Raw genomic sequence first — 17,989 nt, 5'->3', positions numbered from 1 at the left:
GCTGGAAATTATAGACTTCTGTTTAAAGAATGTGTTAATTCCCAGAGAACAGGAAGAAGAGATCATCATCCGGTGCCATGAGGAAGATGAGGAAATATGGGGTATGGTACATAGGCTTCAGACCGACAGTCTCGTACTGCTTGGTTACCAGAATGAACGCGTCCACCGGATCAAGCTCAGGGACATTTATTATTTTGAAGCCGTTGACGGAAAGGTGTTCATTTACTGCAGGAGCAGCGTGTATGAAGTCAAGCAAAAGCTCTACGAGCTGGAGGCCTTGTGCAGCAGGTTGAGCTGTTTTCGCGCATCCAAATCTACCGTGCTGAACATAGCCAAAATTTCTATGGTTCGTCCGGCGTTCAGCGGCCGGTTCGAAGCAGTGCTGGATAACGGGGAACATGTTGTGATCTCCAGACAGTACGTGCCTGTACTCAAAAACATGCTGGGTTTATAAGGGGGGAACGGGATGAAGCCACTGCAAATTGTAAAAGAGCTGCTGCGGGACTTTTTGATTATTTTCGCATCCATTATCATCATTATTACTGTGTTAAGATCCATCTTTGATCCTGACGAGGCCTTTGATCTGCTTACCATTTATATCATAATGGGCTTCTCACTGGTCGGCACACTAACGGGGATTATCCTGTACACTCCTGACGGGGTGAGCGAGCGGAATATGCGGACAAGGGTGATCCTTCATTTTGCCGCTCTTGAGGTGATTCTGATCGCCCTGGCGTTTGTGACCGGGACGGTGAGAGGCTTCCTGCCTACAGCCATTTTCGCTGTGCAGATTGCCGCAGTCTACGGGATCGTCCGGCTGTTATCCTGGCAGGAGGATAAAAAAGAAGCGGAGCAGATTAACGAAAAACTCCGTCAGCTGAAGATGGATGACCGGCAGGACGGATAGGATATTAAGGTTGTTTTTGCAGCTTATTAGCCTGTAGCTACAGCTTATTCGTTTTCTATATACTTCCCTCCGGCAGTTTCATAAGATGAAGCCATCATTATGATAAACACCGGAAGGGGACAAACAAAAGATGGAATTCGTATTGTTCACAGTTGTGCTTATTGTTGAGATTGCTTTGGCTGTATATTGTCTGGTTACGAAGCAGCGGCATAGAAAAGTAAAGAGCCTGGTTAGAGTAACTGTGTTTATCGTGTTTGTAATACTCACTCTGTTGCCTGGGATTGAATGGAGCTACAGCTGGATTTTTTGCGCAGGTATGCTGTTTCTTTTGGCTGTGACAGGCATGTTGCCGCTCATCCGGCAGCCCAAAGCAGATCCCCGTGTGTTCAAGCGCTCAGCCCTTGTGGCAAAAGCAATCCTGATGCTCATTGTACTTACGTTGGCTTTTGCACCTGTGCTGCTTTTTCCGCAATATCGATTGCCTGAGGTTACCGGTGAATATCCTGTTGCAACAGCTGTGTATACCTACACGGACAAGAGCCGAATTGAGGAGTTTACGGATACCGGTGAGCACAGACATGTAAATGTGGAATTTTGGTATCCGGAGCAGACTGAAGGGACTTATCCGCTGCTGGTCTTTTCCCATGGGGCTTACGGAATCAGCTCAAGCAATACCTCTACGTTTACCGAACTTGCCAGCCATGGCTATGTCGTTGCTTCCATCGGCCACCCCTATCATTCTTTTTATACGGAATCCGAGGATAGAAAGCTGACGATGATCAGCCCGGATTATTTTCGGGAATTCAATAATACTAACAAAGACGGAATCTATACGGCAGAGGAGCTTTACAGGATTATTCAGAAGTGGATGAAGCTGCGAACCGATGATATGAATTTGGTGATAGATTCGGTTATGGAGATAGCTACTAAAGGCAACGGCCCTGCTGTTTACAGGCTAATTGATCCGGCTAAAATCGGAGTGTTCGGCCACTCGATGGGCGGCGCAGCCAGTGTCTGGCTTGGGCGTCAGCGCGATGACATCGGTGCCGTCATCAATCTGGACGCCCCGCTGTTCAGCGAGCTTCGTTATGACGGAGAGGCTGATGATTTTACCGCGGCTAATGAAGCCTATAATATCCCGCTACTTAATATTTACTCCGACGATGTCTGGAGGCAACTCGGGAAGAACTCTGCGTATGCTGCTAATCAGACAGCCGGACAAATTTTCGCTGAAGTGTACAATGTTCATTTCAAAGGCGCCAAGCATTTGAGCCTGACCGATCTGCCGCTGTACTCTCCCTTCCTTGCCTACCTGCTGCAGGGCGGAAAAGCGGACATTGATAAATACTACTGCATCGAGAGCATGAATCAGCTGGTGCTGCAGTTTTTTGATTATACGTTGAAGGGAATTGGCGGGTTCTCTCCGCAAGCGACATACTAGCTACAGATTTAACTGTACTATAAGCTCTCTCATATAAGGCGTTATTTCAAATATATAAATTCACAAAGGCCCATCCAAGGATGGACCTTTCTTGTCTTGTTTAAATGCTCTTGCTAGCCCTGATAATCCCTTTTGGATTCCAGCTCGGCCAGAATATCTTTATCTTCTGCGTTGTCCCGGGTCACCTTCTGTACGCCGATCGCACTATACGAAATTAGCAGGATAACAGCGATGTAGTACCCTTTTACATTTAACTGAAACGGAGCGTTGTACAGGCCAATAAAGAACATGCCGTAACCGATAACCAGCCCGGCTATGGCCATCCCTGTGAAAGCCGCTGTATTTCTCATCCGGTGCTTCGGATTTTCCAGGCGGATTTCTCTATCTTCCGTATTGTCCCGGACGACCTTCTGCATGACGATACAACTGATCGTAATCAGCACCATGCACAGAATATAATACCCCTTCACATTCAGCTCCCAATTGTCATTGTAGACACCCAGGCAGAATAAGAACAGGCCTGCTGCCAAGGCAAAATAAGAGGCCAAGGTGAAGGCAGTCGTGTTACGCTTGCGGTACGTTTGATTCATCTGCTGATTTCTCCCCCCACTGCAATATGGAATGCACTATTCCTCCTCCACTATACCCTGAAAGTTCGGTAAAATTCTACCATAATTTACTTTACTCACGCTTATCTGAGCCGCATCCGTTTAACCGATATATTTTGCTGAATTGCGAGGTATAGTCGGGCTCTGTAAAAGTTAATTCCGGAATTTTATCCAGCCAGTCCACAGTAGTTCCTATATGGTCATAGCCTAACAACAGATCCACCCTGCTGTTCATATTGATACCAAGCTTTTTCCAGGCCACCCTGATTCCCGTCCGCACTACATGTGCAACCACCACCGTACAACTCAAATCACAATCATCCGGGCACATCAGTACCGGCATTACAAACTCATTACTATTGCAATTGTACCTTGATAAAATAAACGCTCTTTCCCCCGGATCATCCAGCCAGTCCGGCATCACCGGAATTAACCCTGCAAGATTGCGCGAGGGGTAGTGATTATGTAGTAATGCATCGAGAGGAATGCCGTCTATAACGATAATGTGATGTTCAACTTTACAAAAAAGACTCTGCCCCAGCACCACTTCTATGTTATTAAAAATATCGGCCATTATCGCCACGCTCCTATTGCATTATTCTTTACACGTTTGAAAATCCCGGAGTTGTCTCCGCTGCCAACCACTTTGTGCATATTGCCGATATAACAGCTGCCATTTTATCCGATAGGTGGAAATTGATACGGAAACCGGTGAGTACCTGGATAATCCGGGCGGGCAAGGGTATGAGACGGCCCAGGACTGGACCCGCAGCCAGTACTGTGCCGTCTATGGCATGGCGCTTTCTTACCGGTATACCCTAAAGCAGGAGTATCTGGATGCCGCCAAACGGTCAGCGTATTATTTTATCGCAAATGCCGCCGTCAACGATTACTAGATACCTATTGATTTCCGTTCGCCGGAAGATCCGCTGTATTCTGATACAACTGCTGCCGTATGCGCTGCCTGATCACTCAATATACCGCATGGCCAGCTCTGTATGATACCTCGACAGATTCCTTGAAAATTGCTGGTCCGGATATCCGCGGTGCAGCAGCTTCAGCCCGGCCGAGATTAAGGCGATATGATGATGGAACCGGTAAAACCGCATTCTGTCAGGATCAAGAGAATCGTTCTGCAAATAGCGGTAATACTCTCCGAATCTGAATTCCAGAAAGCTGTGCTCATGCTCGATATCAAAAAAACGCACGCCCTCAATGTCAATCAGATAAGGCTCCAGCCTCTCATTTACCAGCAGATGGTCGGGGCCGAGTTCATCATGGATCAGCCCGTATTCTGTCCTTGGCCCAATCCTGGCTGCAAGCTCATCCAGTTTATCCAGCAGCTTTTCTTTATTAGTGTTAATGAGGTCGATATACTGCACAGCGTAAGCTAACTGCAGCTTCGCATTATCCTGCAGCATCAGATGACATTGGCCTGTTTTACGTACGTTGCGATGCTGCTCAGGTGCCCCGAAGGTATTTCTCTTAATGTTATGCATTGCAGTAACTAGAGTCCCTACCTGCTGCAAAACATGCTCCTTAACCTCCGGATCAGGATGGCTGAAATAGGCTTCAGCTTTTTGCCCGTCTATATACTCAACCAGCGCGTAATCAAACGTATAGTCCGTTCTGTCATTATTCAGGTCGTAAAGCGCCGGCGTGCGGATGGAATGTTCCTTCAAAAACCTGTTGCTGGATGCAAACAGGCCGCTGCCGTAAGAACCTGCATTGATCGTATTTTGTTCGATTTCCTGCTGGAAAAAATTCATGGACAGATCCCACACATAAAGCACACTGCTGAAGCCGTTCGTGCAGTCTACTTTATAGACTACCTTTTGGGCACCGCCATGCATTCTGGACACACCTGAAACTACGTAGGAGCTTCCAAAAACCTGGCCGATATATTCCTGCAGCGCAAGGGGGTCGAGGTGGCAGCTGACGTTAACATTCATTGAACAACACTCCTGATCATCTGTATTGCCGGCCACCTCACTGTATAATAATCCCTGGAAAAAATATAGACTGTTTCTTTCCGTTCTGCTATGATGTTGAATAAGGTCTTTGTAAAAATAGCCATACGCAGCAGCCCATCGATTAAAGTCGAGCGGCTGCTTTTTTTTGTTGCTGCTTGGCTGCAGGAAATGGCTCAGAGAACATAGTCGCCCCCCTTGTCAACGTGTATCCTTTTCTGGCCTTTCGCCTGTCTTTCGCATGCCCTGTCCTTCACAACCCCTTCGCGTCCACTTCGTATGCTCTTCTCCTACCCGTTTAACTTTTTAGCTTTTGGCTTTTTGGCTTTTTGTTTTTTGGGGAGTTTTGTTTCGGAGCGAAGCAATCGAAACACAAAAAAAGCGTTTGCTATGCAGTGCTAGCAAACGCTTTTTGCTGCCTTTCCCCACCTTGGCGAGGTGATGGGAGGAACGGAGGGAAGGTTTGGAGCTGGAGAAGCTGGAGCCCAAAGCTTTCCCGGAGTTACGCCCAATCACCGAGCAAAGCATTATTTCTTCGATGAATACTTCCGCATATCAAACGATACCGCAGCGATGATAATAAGACCTTTGATGATCAATTGATAATAAGGGCTGATGCCGATGAAGGTCAGACCGTAGTTAATGAGGGTGAAGATGATAACCCCGACGAGTACACCCGGAACCGTACCGATACCGCCTGTAGTGGATACGCCGCCGACTACGCAGGCTGCGATGGCGTCAAGCTCGTACATGTTACCGTAGTTATTGGTAGCGCCGCCTGTTCTTGCTGCTTCGAGAACACCAGCCAGACCGTACAGGGCGCCTGCGATCGCGTAGATGTAGATCAGGTTCTTGGATACGTTGATACCGGAAACCTTGGCAGCCTGCATGTTGCCGCCGATGGCGTACATGTTTTTGCCGAGCTTGGTTTTGTTGAACAGCACCCAGACAATGGCGGCGACGACTATCGCTATAATGACGATGTAAGGTATGGAATACTGGCCGCTACCGATAAAGCCGGAGCCAATCTTGGTGAAGTCCTCACGCAGTCCGCCGATTGGCTGTGACTGGTTCGGGTCCATATCGAAATACAGGGAGTTTACGCCGTATACGATCAGCATCGTACCCAGTGTGGCAATGAACGGCGGTACATTCAGCTTGGAAACGACAAGACCGTTGACCAGACCGCAGATAAGACCGGCCAGGATTGCGATTGCGATAGGAAGCAGTACATGCACCTGCGGCAGATCCGGGAAGAACCGGCGGGAATAATCCGGAATTTGCAGCATCGATGCCGAGATAACAGCGGTGAAGCCGACTACGCGACCTGCCGACAAGTCGGTACCCGCAGTAATCAGGATAAAGGCAACCCCGAGAGCAATAATGACACGGGTCGAAGATTGAATCAGCACGTCACGCAGGGTGTTAACCGACATAAAGCTTGGTTCGTATACGATAATCCCCAGGATTAGAATGACCAGTACGATATAGATCGCATTCTGGGTGATAAAGGATTGTGCTTTTTTTACGTCCATGAGTAGTGTTCCTCCTTAAGTGTTACGCGAAGTTAAGCGATTCTAATGTGAGCTGAACCAGCTGTACAGGAAGCATATCCGACTTCGCTGCTGTTAGTACTGCTCCTATCCTAGTGCTGTGCGGCGAGACGCATAACTTCGGTTTCCGTAGCCTGGTCGCCTTCTAGTATTCCTGTAAGCCGTCCTTCGGACATGACCATTACACGGTCTGACATGCCCAGCAGCTCAGGCATTTCGGAGGAGATCATAATGATGCTCTTCCCCTGCTTCGCAAGGTCGGCAATGATTGAATAAATTTCAAATTTGGCTCCGACATCAATCCCACGGGTGGGCTCATCGAGCAGCAGAATTTCGGGCTCGGTCAGCAGCCATCTGGCCAGCAGCACCTTCTGCTGGTTACCGCCCGAAAGGTTCATAATCTGTACCTTGGTGGTTGGTGTCTTCGTGCGGAGTTTCTCGATCATCCGGTCGACTTCGACTTTTTTCTTCTTGCCGTCAAGCAGGAGATATGGCTTCTGGTAACGGTCCAGATTGGCAATCGCCCCGTTCTCATGGACAGACAGCACAGGGAAAATACCGGTTACTCGGCGTTCTTCCGTCAGCAGGGCCAAGCCATGCTTTTTGGCATCCTGCGGTGAATTGATGTTGACCTTTTTCCCGTCGATGGAGATGCTGCCGGACTGGATGGCTCTGAGCCCGAACAGGGCTTCAATAACCTCTGTACGCTGTGCACCTACAAGTCCGCCTACACCGAGAATCTCACCACGCCGGAGCGTGAACGAGACATCCTTGAATGATCTTGGCTCCGGGGAAGTCAGCCCTTCCACCTTCAGGTAGACCTCACCAGGTACATTGCTGCGTTCCGGGAAGCGGTTCGTCAGGTCGCGTCCAACCATCCGGGAGATAATCAGGTCCGTTGTAAGTTCAGCAGATGGCCAGGTACCGATCTTTTTACCGTCACGCATAATGGTTACTTCATCAGAGATTTCAAGAATTTCTTCCATCTTGTGGGATATATAGATAATAGCTACGCCTCTTTTTTGCAGGTCCCGGATAATCCGGAACAAATGCTCTACTTCCACGCTTGTCAGGGAAGAGGTCGGCTCATCCATTACGATAACGCGGGAATGAAAAGAAACGGCCTTCGCGATTTCAATGGATTGGATTTTGGATACAGACAGCTTGCCTACCAAGGTTTCGGGATTCAGATCAATGTCCAGATCCTTGAACAGACTTTCCGTATCCGCATACATTTTTTTGTGGTCAATGAATTGAATCGGCCCGATTCCCTTGGTCGGAAAACGTCCCAGCCAGATGTTCTCCATCACGCTCCGGAACGGTACCGGATGAAGCTCCTGGTGAATCATTGAAATCCCGTGCCCGAGGGCATCATTGGAGTTGGTAATATTGGCTTTTTCGCCATCCAGAAAGATCTCACCGGCGTCCGGTGAATAAATTCCAAAGAGACATTTCATCAGTGTGGACTTTCCTGCCCCGTTTTCGCCCATGAGTGCATGAACCGAACCCGGTCTAACCTTGAGGCTAACTCCATCCAGCGCCTTAACGCCGGGGAATTCTTTCGTAATATTGTTCATTTCCAGCAAAAACTCAGCATTAGCCATGTTGTTACGCCCCCTACGCTTTTTTCTTTTTCCATGAGAGGCACAGCGGTTCTATCCTGTTCCCTACCCTTAAGGAATCCGGGGAGCGGGCGGACCCGCTCCCCGGTTATCATTTTTCTCTGCCTGTTCCGTTTATGCCAGGAGCTCTTATTGAACGTCAGCTACGTTGTCTTTGGTAATCTTTTTGTAGGAGATCCATACATATTGGTTGTCAGTGATATCAAAGCCAACGTTGTCTTTAGTCGGAGTTTCACCTTTAGCCAGCAGTGCTGCAACCGTGATTGCCGCCTTACCCTGGTTGTTCGCATCGTTCAGTACGGTTCCGAGCATGGTTCCGTCCTGCAGAGCCTGAACAGCTGGTGCTGTAGCGTCAACACCTACTACCGGCATGTATTTGTCGCCAGTGAAGTAGCCTTGCGCTTTCAGAGCTTCAATTGCGCCCAGTGCCATGTCATCATTGTTAGCCAGAACTGCTTCGATCTTGTCGCCGTGGGAACCAAGGAAGGCAGCCATTTTTTCCTGACCTTTTACGCGATCCCACATTGCTGTATCTTCAGCCAGCTTTTCAACCTTGATGCCGGCATCTTCGATAGCCTGGATGGAGTAAGTCGTGCGCAGCTCGGCATCCTGGTGTCCCGGTTCGCCTTTGAGCATTACGTATTGGAGCACGCCGTCGCCGTTTTTGTCAGCTTCAGGATTTGCCTTCCAGTAGTCAACGATCAGCTGGCCGGACATGGTGCCGGACTCTTCTGCTTTTGCACCTACATAGTAGACTTTATCCCATTTCTTCATATCTTCCGGAAGCGGTTCGCGGTTCAGGAAGACTACCGGAATGTCAGCCGCTTTAGCTTTGTCAATGATCACGCCGGCAGCCGTGCGGTCAACCGGGTTGATCAGCATGCCGTCATATTTTTTGGTAACGAACAGGTCAACCTTGTCGTTCTGGGTTGGCTGCGAGTTTTGGCTGTCTACGATGTCTACAGTTGCAATGCCTTTAGCTGCTGCATCGATTGCGTTACGAACGCCAGTCATGAAGGTATCATCAAATTTGTAAATCGCTACACCGACTTTAGGCGTTTCGCCGCTGCCGGAATTCGCTGTGTCCGCTGCCGCGTTGCCGGCCGGAGCATTTGTTGCAGCTGTATTAGCAGAGTTGTTGTTATTGCCGCCGCAGCCTGCCAGAGCTGCACCCAGTAATGCACTAGCAAGTAAAACGGAAGTGAGTTTTTTCATAATTTAATGACCTCCTGGTGATGTTTCTTTATTAGTGTGTCCGTGTCTCAGGCACATCCTTATTATGCCCCACATGAAAACGGTTGCGAATATAAAATACTACTGTCTTTTATAAAAATTCTAATATCATAAAAATCCTATTTTACGAATGGAAACAGCAGCTTCTGGTTCTCCGGATACAGCATATTGTCCAGATCAATCAGCTTAGTCCCGGTATCCACACGCTCCGGCACGTCCATCCCCTGCACCGCTTCCACCGCATATTTCACTGCCAGATAGCCGTTGCTGAACGGATTCTGGATGACAGTCGCCTGAACGGTGCCGTTCTGCAGCAGCTCCAGCATGGATGGAGAGCTGTCAAAAGCGACCATTCTGATAATATTATCAAGTCCCATGCTCTGAATCACCTTGCCTGCTCCCTGCGAGGCCGTCTCGTTCAGTGTCGCGATTCCCCGCAGCGCCGGATGGTTCTTCAGCATCTGCCGGGTCAATTCCTCAGCTTCGGCGGTACTCGAGGTGGTATATGAAATCTGCACCACATGAATGTTGGGATAACGGGCGGCGTAGTTCAGAAAACCCTTTTCCCGTTCATCGGCATCCCGGGCGCCGTAATCAATTGAGCTGCTCTCATGCTCCCCGTTCAGGGGGGCGCTGGTAAAGTTAAGAATGCCGATTTCCCCGGTCCCGTTCAGCAAGTTAATCAGACGCTCGGCAGATTTCTGGCCGGCCTCATAGCCGTTGGAGCCGACATAGGACCGTACCTTTGCAGAGCCGACCTCGGCATCAACCGAAATAACCGGGATTTTGGAATAAGCCGCCTGATCGACCACCTGAGCGAGCCCCATATAGCTGCTGGCCGCCAGTATAATAGCATCTGCGTGCTTGCTGATCGAATCCTCTACCATGGCCACCTGCTCATCAATCATGCTCTCAGATTCCGGCGCTTTGAACGTAAGATTGACATTGAACTCCTTGGCAGCCGCTTCTGCACCGAGCTTGACCGTATTCCAGTAATCCCCCTTGTTCATCTTAACGATCATATGGATGTTACGTGTGTTCTTAGTATTGATGTAGACAGGCGACGTATTAAAGCAGGAGGTAACCGACACCCAGACAAGCCCGCACATCAGCAGCGTCAGCATTAGTCGTATGATCTTCATACAGGCTCCTCCCCCTCTATACTCTCTGGTTTTGCACTGCTGCTAACCGCCGGAAAAACAATCGTTACCGTTGTCCCCTCTTCCAGCTCACTTTCAAAAGCAAGCCCGAATTCGCGGCCGTAATAGAGTCCGATTCTTTCGTTGACATTGCGTACCCCGACACCTGAGCCGCTGCCGCTTTTTGCGCCGCCGCTCAGGATCGTATTCAGCGTCTCTCTGGACATGCCGATCCCGTTATCGCTGATTTTGATAATAATAAGATCATCCTGCAGCTCCGCAGTAATCAGCACCAGCCCCTCATCGGGCGACATTTCAATGCCGTGGTACAGCGCGTTCTCTACAATTGGCTGCAGAATCAGCTTAATCGTCTGAAGCGGCAGTACTTCCTCCTGCGCCCTGATTTCGAACCGGAATTTATTTTTGAACCGGAAGCTCTGAATCACCAGATAATGGCGGATATGATCGAGCTCCTCCTGAACGGTAATGATGTTGTTTCCTTTACTGAGACTGATCCGGAAGAACTTCGATAGCGACTGGATCATTGTGATGACCTCATCATTTTTGCCGCGTTCAGCCAGACGGACGACAGAATTCAGCGTATTGTACAGAAAATGAGGGTTAATCTGCGACTGCAGCACCTCCAGCTCACCCTTGCGCTTCGTCTCCTGCTCGTAGATGATCTGGTCCATCAGCTGGCGGATCCGCTGCAGCATCAGGTTGAACCGCCTGGACAGCTGCTCTACCTCATATGCGCCGCTCACATTGATCGGCGTATTAAGATCCCCGTCACCAACCTGCTTAACCGTCCGCTCCAGCTTGCGGATAGGGCTGGCAATCAGCCAGGAGAGGAAGACGGAAACCGCGATAACACACAGGATAACCGCGGCCAGAAACCAGATCAGGAACTGGTTCAGGTCGCGTTTTGTCGTTACAATCTCATCGTAATAGGCGACGCCGACGATTTTCCAGCCCGTCTCTTTCACTGTCCGGACGGTAATAAACCGCTTTTCCCCGGTTGATTCATCGAGGTAGCTCCGGTAAGCATACTCAAGCACCGGCTCCACATTCTCATACTTCAGGCCGGCGTATATCAGCTGCTGCTGCGGATGGTAGACGATATTCCCCAGCGGGTCCAGGATATAAGCATATCCGCGCTTGCCCAGCTTGACCTGGCGGCTGAGCTGATCAATGGTCCGGAAGTTAAAATCAATCAGCAGAATGCCTGACTTCAGTTCCCCGTCCTGCTTGTACTGGATCATTTTGCTGATGGACACGACCCAGGTATATTTTCCCTTGAACAAATTCTGGATATGCGGTGCGGAGTATGAAATGTCCGGCGTTTTCAGGGCGCTGGTGAACCAGCTCTGGCTATGCAGCTGTGTATTAAGCCGCATGCTTTGACCCGGTGTACCGACGACATACTGCCCCTGAGGGGTAAAAACGGCTACAGAAACCAGGTCCTCGCGGCTGCTCATCAAGGTATCCATCCGTTCATAGAGCAGCGGCGAGTCTATGGATGCACTTGATGTAATCTGCTTCTCCGCCGTATCAAAAATATTGCTCATTCCCTTTACATACAGCTCCAGGTTGTAATTAACCTGTTCAATAATCTGCTGCATATTCAGGTTGGCGTTCTCCTCCGCCGTCTTGGCAAATTTGTTGTACAGCATAAAAGCGACAATGACTGCTACAAGAACAGCCACTGCCGTAAAGGAAAGGGTAATAATCAGCTGGATGCTCCGCAGCTTGGCAGAGAGGCGCATCCGGCCGCGCTGGCCGGACTGCGGACGCAGCGGGAAGAAATCCCCCTTGCTTTTGTTCATCACTTATCCTCCCCGGGAGCTGTTCTTATACTCTTTGGGCGACTGCCCGTATTTTTTGCGGAAACAGAAGCTGAAATAATTCGGATCGGAGAAGCCGATCTTTTCCGCTATTTCAAACGCCTTCAGCTCTGTGGAACGGAGCAGCTCCTTGGCCGCTTCCAGGCGGATCTGCAGCAGATAGCTGACAAAGGTCATCTTCATCTCTTTTTTAAAAATACTGCTGAAATAACCTGTGCTGATATGCAGATGCTGGCAGACCCGCCCGATGGAGATGTCGGACTCCTCATAGTGGCTGCGGATATACTCCTTGGCCTGATCAATCAGCTGTTTATAGCTGGACTGGCGTTCAGAGGCGATCGTGTCCATCAGCCTGGTGCAGATACTGATAATCCACTGCTTCGCTTCACCCATATTATTGAATTTATTGATTTCGGACAGCGTGGAAATGCCGGAACCGATGAAATCCGCAGCTTCCGTGCCCGACTCTTTGGCTACACGAAGGATAGATGTTATAATCTCCAGCAGAAAAATCTGATAATCCTGTGTGGACACATGCGCAGTATCCAGCCCGCCGAACAGTTCGTCCACAACTTCCTTCAACTCCTGCACCGTTCCCAGTTTGATCGTACGGATCAGGGACTGCTGGGTCAGTTCATCAAACGCCAGCAGCTGATTGGACCTGGACTCGACATCCTCGATCCAGATCACTCTATTGTTTCCAAGAATGAGCCTGTAATCCAGTGCCTGCATTGCATCAGCAAAGGAATTGAACAGCATGCCTGCCGACTGGCAGACCGTTCCGGCCCCGGCAGTCACCGTCAGCTTGAGAAAGCGCTGCACATTCTGGCGGATCTCTTCAAGAACCGTCAACGTATTGCCGGTAATCTCCGCTTCTTCTGCCGCTTGACTGACAGACAGCAGCACGACATCATCACGGTGAATAAATACTTTGCCGAATTCATGCTTCTGGCATATCTCCTCGGCAATATTCAGAATGGCAAACAGCTGCAGGTTATGATCGCCCGTATCGCGTAGCGACACATGTCTGCTTACCCCAGTCCCCTGATCTTCTCCGGTATGAATATAGTCAATGCTGATAACCGAAGCCTGAAATTGCCTGCCGGCAAGGTCTATGCTGTATTCCATGCTTTTGTCACTGATCTCCTTCAGCGGCAGACGGCGGGACACCAGCGAGGAGAGGAACTGCTCCCGGAGCACCGGCAGGCTCTTGCGGTAATGCTCGGTCAGTACATACACATTCTCCTTCTCCGCGATCTCTGCTTCAATAGCAGCCCTTACCTTAAGAAGTACATCAATCAGCTCCTGTGATGAGAACGGTTTCAAAATGTACTCATCAATCTGCAGCTTAATTGCCTTCTGGGCGTACTCAAACTCATCATAACCGGTCAGGATGATGATCTTTGTATTAGGATGGCGGCTGCGAATCCATTCGGCCAGCTGCAGGCCGTTCATGAACGGCATCTGGATATCTGTTACAACTACATCCGGCAGCAGCCGGTCAATGGCGTCTGCCGCTTCCCGCCCGTTCTCCGCCTGGTCCACCACTTCAAAGCCGTATTGCGCCCAGTCAATCTGGGCAATTATTCCTTCCCGCACATCTTCTTCGTCTTCGGCAAGAATCAGTTTATACATGCTTCATCCCTCTTTGAATTAATAATATATTTCTATGAAATAGCGGAAATGAGTCCAGGGCTGTCCGGATCTCTCTAAGGGTAAAAAAATGCCCCGGCTGTTTCACTTCCCTCTGTTTTTGTTTATAACAAATAAGTCTGCAAAACTGGCGGGCATTTCACTATAATATTAGTCTGCCCGTTTGGCAAGGGTCAACATGAAGAATTTTTCGCGGGGGCGGCAATTTATCAGGGCGATGCTGAAAGAACGTAAAAAAGACAGTACATAATACAACTGGACTATGTGAACTTAAGGGCAATGTAACGGCTAATGCCGGCTTCCGGATAAAGTCTGAACGTTCTTTGATAATGGAACAAAAAAAACCATCCCGTTAGCTCCGGGATGGGGATGATTGCACGTATAAGATTTACAGCAGGGCTTTGCTGAAGCGGTAGCCTGCGCTTTTCTCAAATCCGATATGACGGTAAAAAGCGTGCGCCGGTGCGCGCTCTACACGGTTGCCGCTTCTCAGGAACAGCTGGCAGCAGCCTTTCTGGCGGGCCCATTCTTCAGCTGCAGCGACCAGTCTTTTGCCAAGACCATGTCCTCTGAGCTCCTCTGATACGATCAGCGCGGTAATTTCCGTAATGCAGTCTGCCTGCTTATAATAGGATTTAACCTGATGAAGATCAATCATTCCCACAACCTCATTGTCCAGCTCAGCAACCATTGTGCAATGGAACGGATCATGCTCCATGCCTTCCATTCTCTCTTTCATCACGCTAAGCGTTGTCGGATAGCCGAATTCACGCAAAAGGGCTGTAACTCTCTCCAGATCACTTGCACCCCATTTGCGAATTTGCAGTACCTGCTCCTGAGTACTACTGTTCATCCTCATATACCTCCACTTTTAGCATAGACGCCGCCCTATTAGCTGCCGTCCGCGCGATATTCACATCTTCCGCCGCACTTAAGGCTACTGCCATCCGCCGACCAGGACGGATTTCAGGTTTGCCGAATACCCTTACCTGTGTGCGCGGCAGTGCCAGCGCCTCACCGATGCCGGAGATTGTGAAGGCTTGTCCTTCAGCCTCCGCCTTCAGGGTAGCCGATGCCCCCGGTGTCATTAACGTCACCGAGTCCAGCGGAAATCCAAGAATGGCTCTGACATGCAGAGCAAATTCCGATAAATCCTGTGTAATCATTGTAACCATGCCGGTATCATGCGGTCTTGGTGATACTTCGCTGAACAATACCCCCTGCTCCGTAAGAAACAGCTCAACTCCAAAAATCCCCAGTCCGCCAAGCTGATCGGTAACTGCACGGGCAATGGACTGTGCCTCTGCCAGCTGATCAGGGCTCATCTGATGCGGCTGCCAGGATTCAACATAATCCCCGTCCTTCTGGATATGACCGATCGGCGGGCAGAATACAGTGCCGCTTACCGTCCGGACCGTCAGCAGGGTAATTTCACTCTCAAACGTAACGAACCCTTCGACGATGACTCGTGTCCCTTTAGCACGGGCGCCTTCAAGTGCAATATTCCAGCTGCTCTCGGCATCCTCAGGCTGTCTGCAAATGCTCTGCCCTTTGCCGGACGAGCTCATGATCGGCTTAATCACACAAGGTGTGCCAAGCTCTTCAAGCGCTGCGCGCAGCTCTTCCAGACTGTCTGCGAACCGGTACGGTGCGGTCGGCAGGCCAAGCTCCTCTGCTGCCAGCCGGCGGATGCCTTCACGGTCCATCGTCAGCCGGGCTGCACGGGCTGTAGGGACGACATTAAAGCCTTCCGCCTCCAGCTCCAGCAGTGCATGTGTGGCAATCGCTTCAATCTCCGGCACAATAAGGTCGGGCTTCTCCTTACGGATCAATGCTTGGAGTGCCTCTGCGTCGAGCATATCAATGACATAAGAACGATGAGCAACGCCCATCGCAGGGGCATCCGGATAACGGTCTACTGCTACGGTCTCTACGCCAAGGCGCTGAGCTTCGATAATGACTTCTTTACCCAATTCTCCGCTGCCCAGGAGCAGCAGCTTACGGCTTTGGGCTGAAAAAGGAGCTCCCCACATTGTCGATTCCAACCTCTTTCGCAAATTTAACTGCTGATTTTCAAGGTTTCTGTAAACGGACAGCAGTTTCATTGTAAATTTCCAGGCTTCTTTATTTTCTTCCATCAGCGGTTAATTTGCAAGTGTTCTTCGACATTTTCCTACAAACTTCACAGATCGTTGTTGAGAAGTTCTCCGAAAGACTGTTCCAGCCGTTGCAGCTGTGCGGCAATACCACTCCAGTGCTCCGCCGAATCACCTCCTCTCAGCAGTTCTGACATCGCTTCCTCCCGTTCCTGCAAAGCTTCCTGCAGCCTGGATGCAGCACGGCCTAATGCCGTGTTCAGGGCATCGGCATAGAAGTCCAGCAGCAGCTTCTGTTCCGCTTCAGCCGCCTTGGTGACAGCCTCTTTGAGCAGCGGCTCCGCTTCCGCACGCAGCTCTGAACGGCCTGTGCCTTCGAAGAAATGGCGCGGCGATTTGAATCGGCTCCAGAAGGCCGGCCAGTCCAGCGGGCTCAGCCGGGTCTCCAGCTTCTCCGGCCCAGCCCAGTGCTCCTGCCCGTTCTCCAGCAGCTCCCGGCCGGATAAAGCCAGTTCTTCTGCCGCTGCCTGGGCAGCCTGGCCGGCAAGCCGCCTCCCGGCTGCCTCCAGCCGCAAGGTCGTGGCCCATAGCTCCTGCTCCAGCTCCCGCTGCAGTGTACGTTCCAGCTCCCGCCCGCAGGCAGTAAAGATCTCCTTCAAATTACGCGCATCCTCACGCAGCAGGGAAGGATGAAAGGATTCCTGAAAGAACCGTCCCAGCGCGAAGCTAATCCGCTGGCCGACATCATAGATCAGCTCTGCACCTTCGCGCCGCAGATCACTGGCCGGCCGTTCTTCCGCCGCCAGCAGGGCAAGCCGCCTGCCGGCTGCTTCTTTACGGGCCTGCAGCTCCTGCAGCCCTGCTTCCCGTCTGCCTGCCTCGGCAGCTGCCAGCTCCCGCCATTCCTCGGCCTGCTGCCGCACCGAAGCTATGCTGTCCCTGGCGGCGTGCAGCGACAGCTGCGGCAGCTCCCCGCCGGCGAACCGGGCCAGCGCGTCCTCAAAGCTGCGGAAGCGGGATGCTTCATACCGGTTACGGTCGAGTCCTGTTTTGCCTTCTAGAGCCAGCAGGCTGGATAAGGCATAAATCCGCGGCTTGGTCAGGCCGCCAGCACGCAGGTTGCCGGCCACATGCGCCTTGACCTCCTCCAGCTCTTCCTCACTTCCGGCCAGGTCAGAGGCATTAATGATAAAGAACATTTTATCCAGGGCGAAGCTGTCTTTAATTCTGCCAAGCTGGGCCAGCAGCCCCCGGTCCGCCTTGGAGAAGGCGTGATTGTAATAAGTCACGAAGCAGATGGCATCTGCATTCTTCATATAGCTGAAGGTTACCCCGGTATGGCGGGCATGCAGGGAATCTGCCCCCGGTGTATCGACCAGCACGATGCCGCTTGCGGTAAGCGGGCAGTCATAGTACAGATCCGTCTCCTGAATGAAGCAGGCCTGTGTCTCGTCTGCGACCAGACTGCGGTATTCCTGCAGATCCACCGTCCGCACTATACCGAGCAGCGCTTCTGCCTTCTGCCAGCCTGCCGCTGCAGCCCGCAGAAAGCCGATATGCGGCAGCGCCGACGGGTGCAGGCCGCCAGCCTGCAGATTGGCTGCGACGGAGATCCAGGTCTCCCGCTGCGGCACCGGCAGCTGCAGCACATTAAACGAATGGACAATATCGTCCCAGAATTCCTGCTGCGACTTCATTGTAATGAGGGCATCCCCGTGTCGGTATTCACCCTCCGGCGCAAGAATGCGCCGACGGCGGCTGTGGCGGGATGCGGAGACACCGGCAGCACGTCTTCGCCCAGCAGGGCGTTGGCGAAGGAGGACTTGCCGGCGCTGAACGCTCCGAACAGCGCCAGCGTAAATCGGCCGGCGGCGATGGTCTGGGCCCGCGCCGCCAGGCTGCGCGCCGCCGAAGCCATCGCCG

The 17,989-nt window shown here is 51.1% G+C and carries 17 protein-coding genes; 4 read left to right on the top strand and 13 right to left on the bottom strand.

Annotation, left to right across the window (positions count from 1 at the left end; translation table 11 throughout):
* Window positions 1-103: 103 nt before the first annotated feature.
* From AWJ19_RS34205 to AWJ19_RS19310, 3 genes are all read left to right on the top strand, one after another.
* A complete protein-coding gene (locus AWJ19_RS34205) occupies window positions 104-454 on the top strand; it encodes a LytTR family DNA-binding domain-containing protein (RefSeq protein ID WP_082708006.1) in 351 nt (116 codons plus the stop codon).
* Between the two features lie 12 nt (window positions 455-466).
* A complete protein-coding gene (locus AWJ19_RS19315) occupies window positions 467-907 on the top strand; it encodes a DUF3021 family protein (RefSeq protein WP_068726227.1) in 441 nt (146 codons plus the stop codon).
* A 130-nt stretch (window positions 908-1,037) separates the two neighbouring features.
* Window positions 1,038-2,348, top strand: a complete 1,311-nt coding sequence (locus AWJ19_RS19310; RefSeq protein WP_068726225.1) for an acetylhydrolase — start codon at window positions 1,038-1,040, stop codon at window positions 2,346-2,348.
* A gap of 113 nt (window positions 2,349-2,461) precedes the next feature.
* On the opposite strand, the gene AWJ19_RS34200 is transcribed toward AWJ19_RS19310, so the two are convergent.
* Both AWJ19_RS34200 and AWJ19_RS19300 read right to left on the bottom strand, forming a co-directional pair.
* Entirely contained in the window at window positions 2,462-2,938 is a 477-nt protein-coding gene (locus tag AWJ19_RS34200; RefSeq protein ID WP_039874786.1) for a YiaA/YiaB family inner membrane protein, read from the bottom strand.
* 91 nt (window positions 2,939-3,029) lie between these two features.
* Window positions 3,030-3,530: a hypothetical protein gene (locus AWJ19_RS19300; protein WP_068726223.1), complete on the bottom strand. Its 501-nt coding sequence runs from the start codon at window positions 3,528-3,530 to the stop codon at window positions 3,030-3,032.
* A 115-nt stretch (window positions 3,531-3,645) separates the two neighbouring features.
* On the opposite strand from AWJ19_RS19300, the gene AWJ19_RS19295 reads away from it, so the two are divergent.
* Window positions 3,646-3,852, top strand: a complete 207-nt coding sequence (locus tag AWJ19_RS19295) for a hypothetical protein (RefSeq protein WP_068726221.1) — start codon at window positions 3,646-3,648, stop codon at window positions 3,850-3,852.
* Window positions 3,853-3,924: 72 nt separating this feature from the next.
* Here AWJ19_RS19295 and AWJ19_RS19290 read toward each other — a convergent pair whose 3' ends face one another.
* The 11 genes from AWJ19_RS19290 to AWJ19_RS19240 form a co-directional block, all read right to left on the bottom strand.
* Window positions 3,925-4,908, bottom strand: a complete 984-nt coding sequence (locus AWJ19_RS19290; protein WP_241781809.1) for a phosphotransferase — start codon at window positions 4,906-4,908, stop codon at window positions 3,925-3,927.
* A 545-nt stretch (window positions 4,909-5,453) separates the two neighbouring features.
* The gene (gene mglC / locus AWJ19_RS19285) at window positions 5,454-6,461 is read right to left on the bottom strand and encodes a galactose/methyl galactoside ABC transporter permease MglC (RefSeq protein WP_068726219.1); all 1,008 of its coding nucleotides are present in this window, start codon (window positions 6,459-6,461) and stop codon (window positions 5,454-5,456) included.
* Between the two features lie 110 nt (window positions 6,462-6,571).
* Window positions 6,572-8,083 (bottom strand): sugar ABC transporter ATP-binding protein, encoded by a 1,512-nt coding sequence (locus AWJ19_RS19280; protein ID WP_068726218.1) that lies wholly within the window; start codon window positions 8,081-8,083, stop codon window positions 6,572-6,574.
* Window positions 8,084-8,230: 147 nt separating this feature from the next.
* Window positions 8,231-9,316 (bottom strand): galactose ABC transporter substrate-binding protein, encoded by a 1,086-nt coding sequence (locus AWJ19_RS19275; RefSeq protein WP_128083650.1) that lies wholly within the window; start codon window positions 9,314-9,316, stop codon window positions 8,231-8,233.
* Window positions 9,317-9,453: 137 nt separating this feature from the next.
* Window positions 9,454-10,476, bottom strand: a complete 1,023-nt coding sequence (locus AWJ19_RS19270) for a substrate-binding domain-containing protein (protein WP_068726214.1) — start codon at window positions 10,474-10,476, stop codon at window positions 9,454-9,456.
* Window positions 10,473-12,299: a sensor histidine kinase gene (locus AWJ19_RS19265; protein WP_082708000.1), complete on the bottom strand. Its 1,827-nt coding sequence runs from the start codon at window positions 12,297-12,299 to the stop codon at window positions 10,473-10,475. The genes AWJ19_RS19270 and AWJ19_RS19265 overlap by 4 nt, the downstream gene beginning before the upstream one ends.
* 3 nt (window positions 12,300-12,302) lie before the next feature.
* Complete coding sequence (locus AWJ19_RS19260) at window positions 12,303-13,952, bottom strand: response regulator (protein ID WP_068726212.1); 1,650 nt, start codon at window positions 13,950-13,952, stop codon at window positions 12,303-12,305.
* A gap of 406 nt (window positions 13,953-14,358) precedes the next feature.
* Entirely contained in the window at window positions 14,359-14,823 is a 465-nt protein-coding gene (locus tag AWJ19_RS19255; RefSeq protein ID WP_090714193.1) for a GNAT family N-acetyltransferase, read from the bottom strand.
* Window positions 14,813-16,003 carry a formate-dependent phosphoribosylglycinamide formyltransferase gene (purT, locus tag AWJ19_RS19250; RefSeq protein ID WP_068726329.1) on the bottom strand — a complete coding sequence of 397 codons (1,191 nt, stop codon included), beginning with the start codon at window positions 16,001-16,003 and terminating at the stop codon, window positions 14,813-14,815. The genes AWJ19_RS19255 and purT overlap by 11 nt, the downstream gene beginning before the upstream one ends.
* Window positions 16,004-16,152: 149 nt before the next feature.
* Window positions 16,153-17,763, bottom strand: a complete 1,611-nt coding sequence (locus AWJ19_RS19245; protein ID WP_068726208.1) for a dynamin family protein — start codon at window positions 17,761-17,763, stop codon at window positions 16,153-16,155.
* The coding region (locus AWJ19_RS19240; RefSeq protein WP_157890051.1) for a dynamin family protein at window positions 17,760-17,989 on the bottom strand (230 nt) is incomplete at its 5' end. The genes AWJ19_RS19245 and AWJ19_RS19240, both read right to left, overlap by 4 nt.

The organism is Paenibacillus sp. DMB5, from assembly GCF_001517085.1.
Classification (GTDB): domain Bacteria; phylum Bacillota; class Bacilli; order Paenibacillales; family Paenibacillaceae; genus Paenibacillus_AQ.
This window is presented reverse-complemented; position numbering and strand designations above follow the sequence as displayed.

Excerpts from the sequence above, each read along its gene's own strand:
- AWJ19_RS19290 (WP_241781809.1), bottom strand. The coding sequence starts at position 4,908 with ATGAATGTTAACGTCAGCTGCCACCTCGACCCCCTTGCGCTGCAGGAA.
- purT (WP_068726329.1), bottom strand. The coding sequence starts at position 16,003 with ATGTGGGGAGCTCCTTTTTCAGCCCAAAGCCGTAAGCTGCTGCTCCTG.
- AWJ19_RS19275 (WP_128083650.1), bottom strand. The coding sequence starts at position 9,316 with ATGAAAAAACTCACTTCCGTTTTACTTGCTAGTGCATTACTGGGTGCA.
- mglC (WP_068726219.1), bottom strand. The coding sequence starts at position 6,461 with ATGGACGTAAAAAAAGCACAATCCTTTATCACCCAGAATGCGATCTAT.
- AWJ19_RS19270 (WP_068726214.1), bottom strand. The coding sequence starts at position 10,476 with ATGAAGATCATACGACTAATGCTGACGCTGCTGATGTGCGGGCTTGTC.
- AWJ19_RS19255 (WP_090714193.1), bottom strand. The coding sequence starts at position 14,823 with ATGAACAGTAGTACTCAGGAGCAGGTACTGCAAATTCGCAAATGGGGT.
- AWJ19_RS19265 (WP_082708000.1), bottom strand. The coding sequence starts at position 12,299 with ATGAACAAAAGCAAGGGGGATTTCTTCCCGCTGCGTCCGCAGTCCGGC.
- AWJ19_RS19280 (WP_068726218.1), bottom strand. The coding sequence starts at position 8,083 with ATGGCTAATGCTGAGTTTTTGCTGGAAATGAACAATATTACGAAAGAA.
- AWJ19_RS19310 (WP_068726225.1), top strand. The coding sequence starts at position 1,038 with ATGGAATTCGTATTGTTCACAGTTGTGCTTATTGTTGAGATTGCTTTG.
- AWJ19_RS34200 (WP_039874786.1), bottom strand. The coding sequence starts at position 2,938 with ATGAATCAAACGTACCGCAAGCGTAACACGACTGCCTTCACCTTGGCC.
- AWJ19_RS19260 (WP_068726212.1), bottom strand. The coding sequence starts at position 13,952 with ATGTATAAACTGATTCTTGCCGAAGACGAAGAAGATGTGCGGGAAGGA.
- AWJ19_RS19315 (WP_068726227.1), top strand. The coding sequence starts at position 467 with ATGAAGCCACTGCAAATTGTAAAAGAGCTGCTGCGGGACTTTTTGATT.
- AWJ19_RS19245 (WP_068726208.1), bottom strand. The coding sequence starts at position 17,763 with ATGAAGTCGCAGCAGGAATTCTGGGACGATATTGTCCATTCGTTTAAT.
- AWJ19_RS19300 (WP_068726223.1), bottom strand. The coding sequence starts at position 3,530 with ATGGCCGATATTTTTAATAACATAGAAGTGGTGCTGGGGCAGAGTCTT.
- AWJ19_RS34205 (WP_082708006.1), top strand. The coding sequence starts at position 104 with ATGGTACATAGGCTTCAGACCGACAGTCTCGTACTGCTTGGTTACCAG.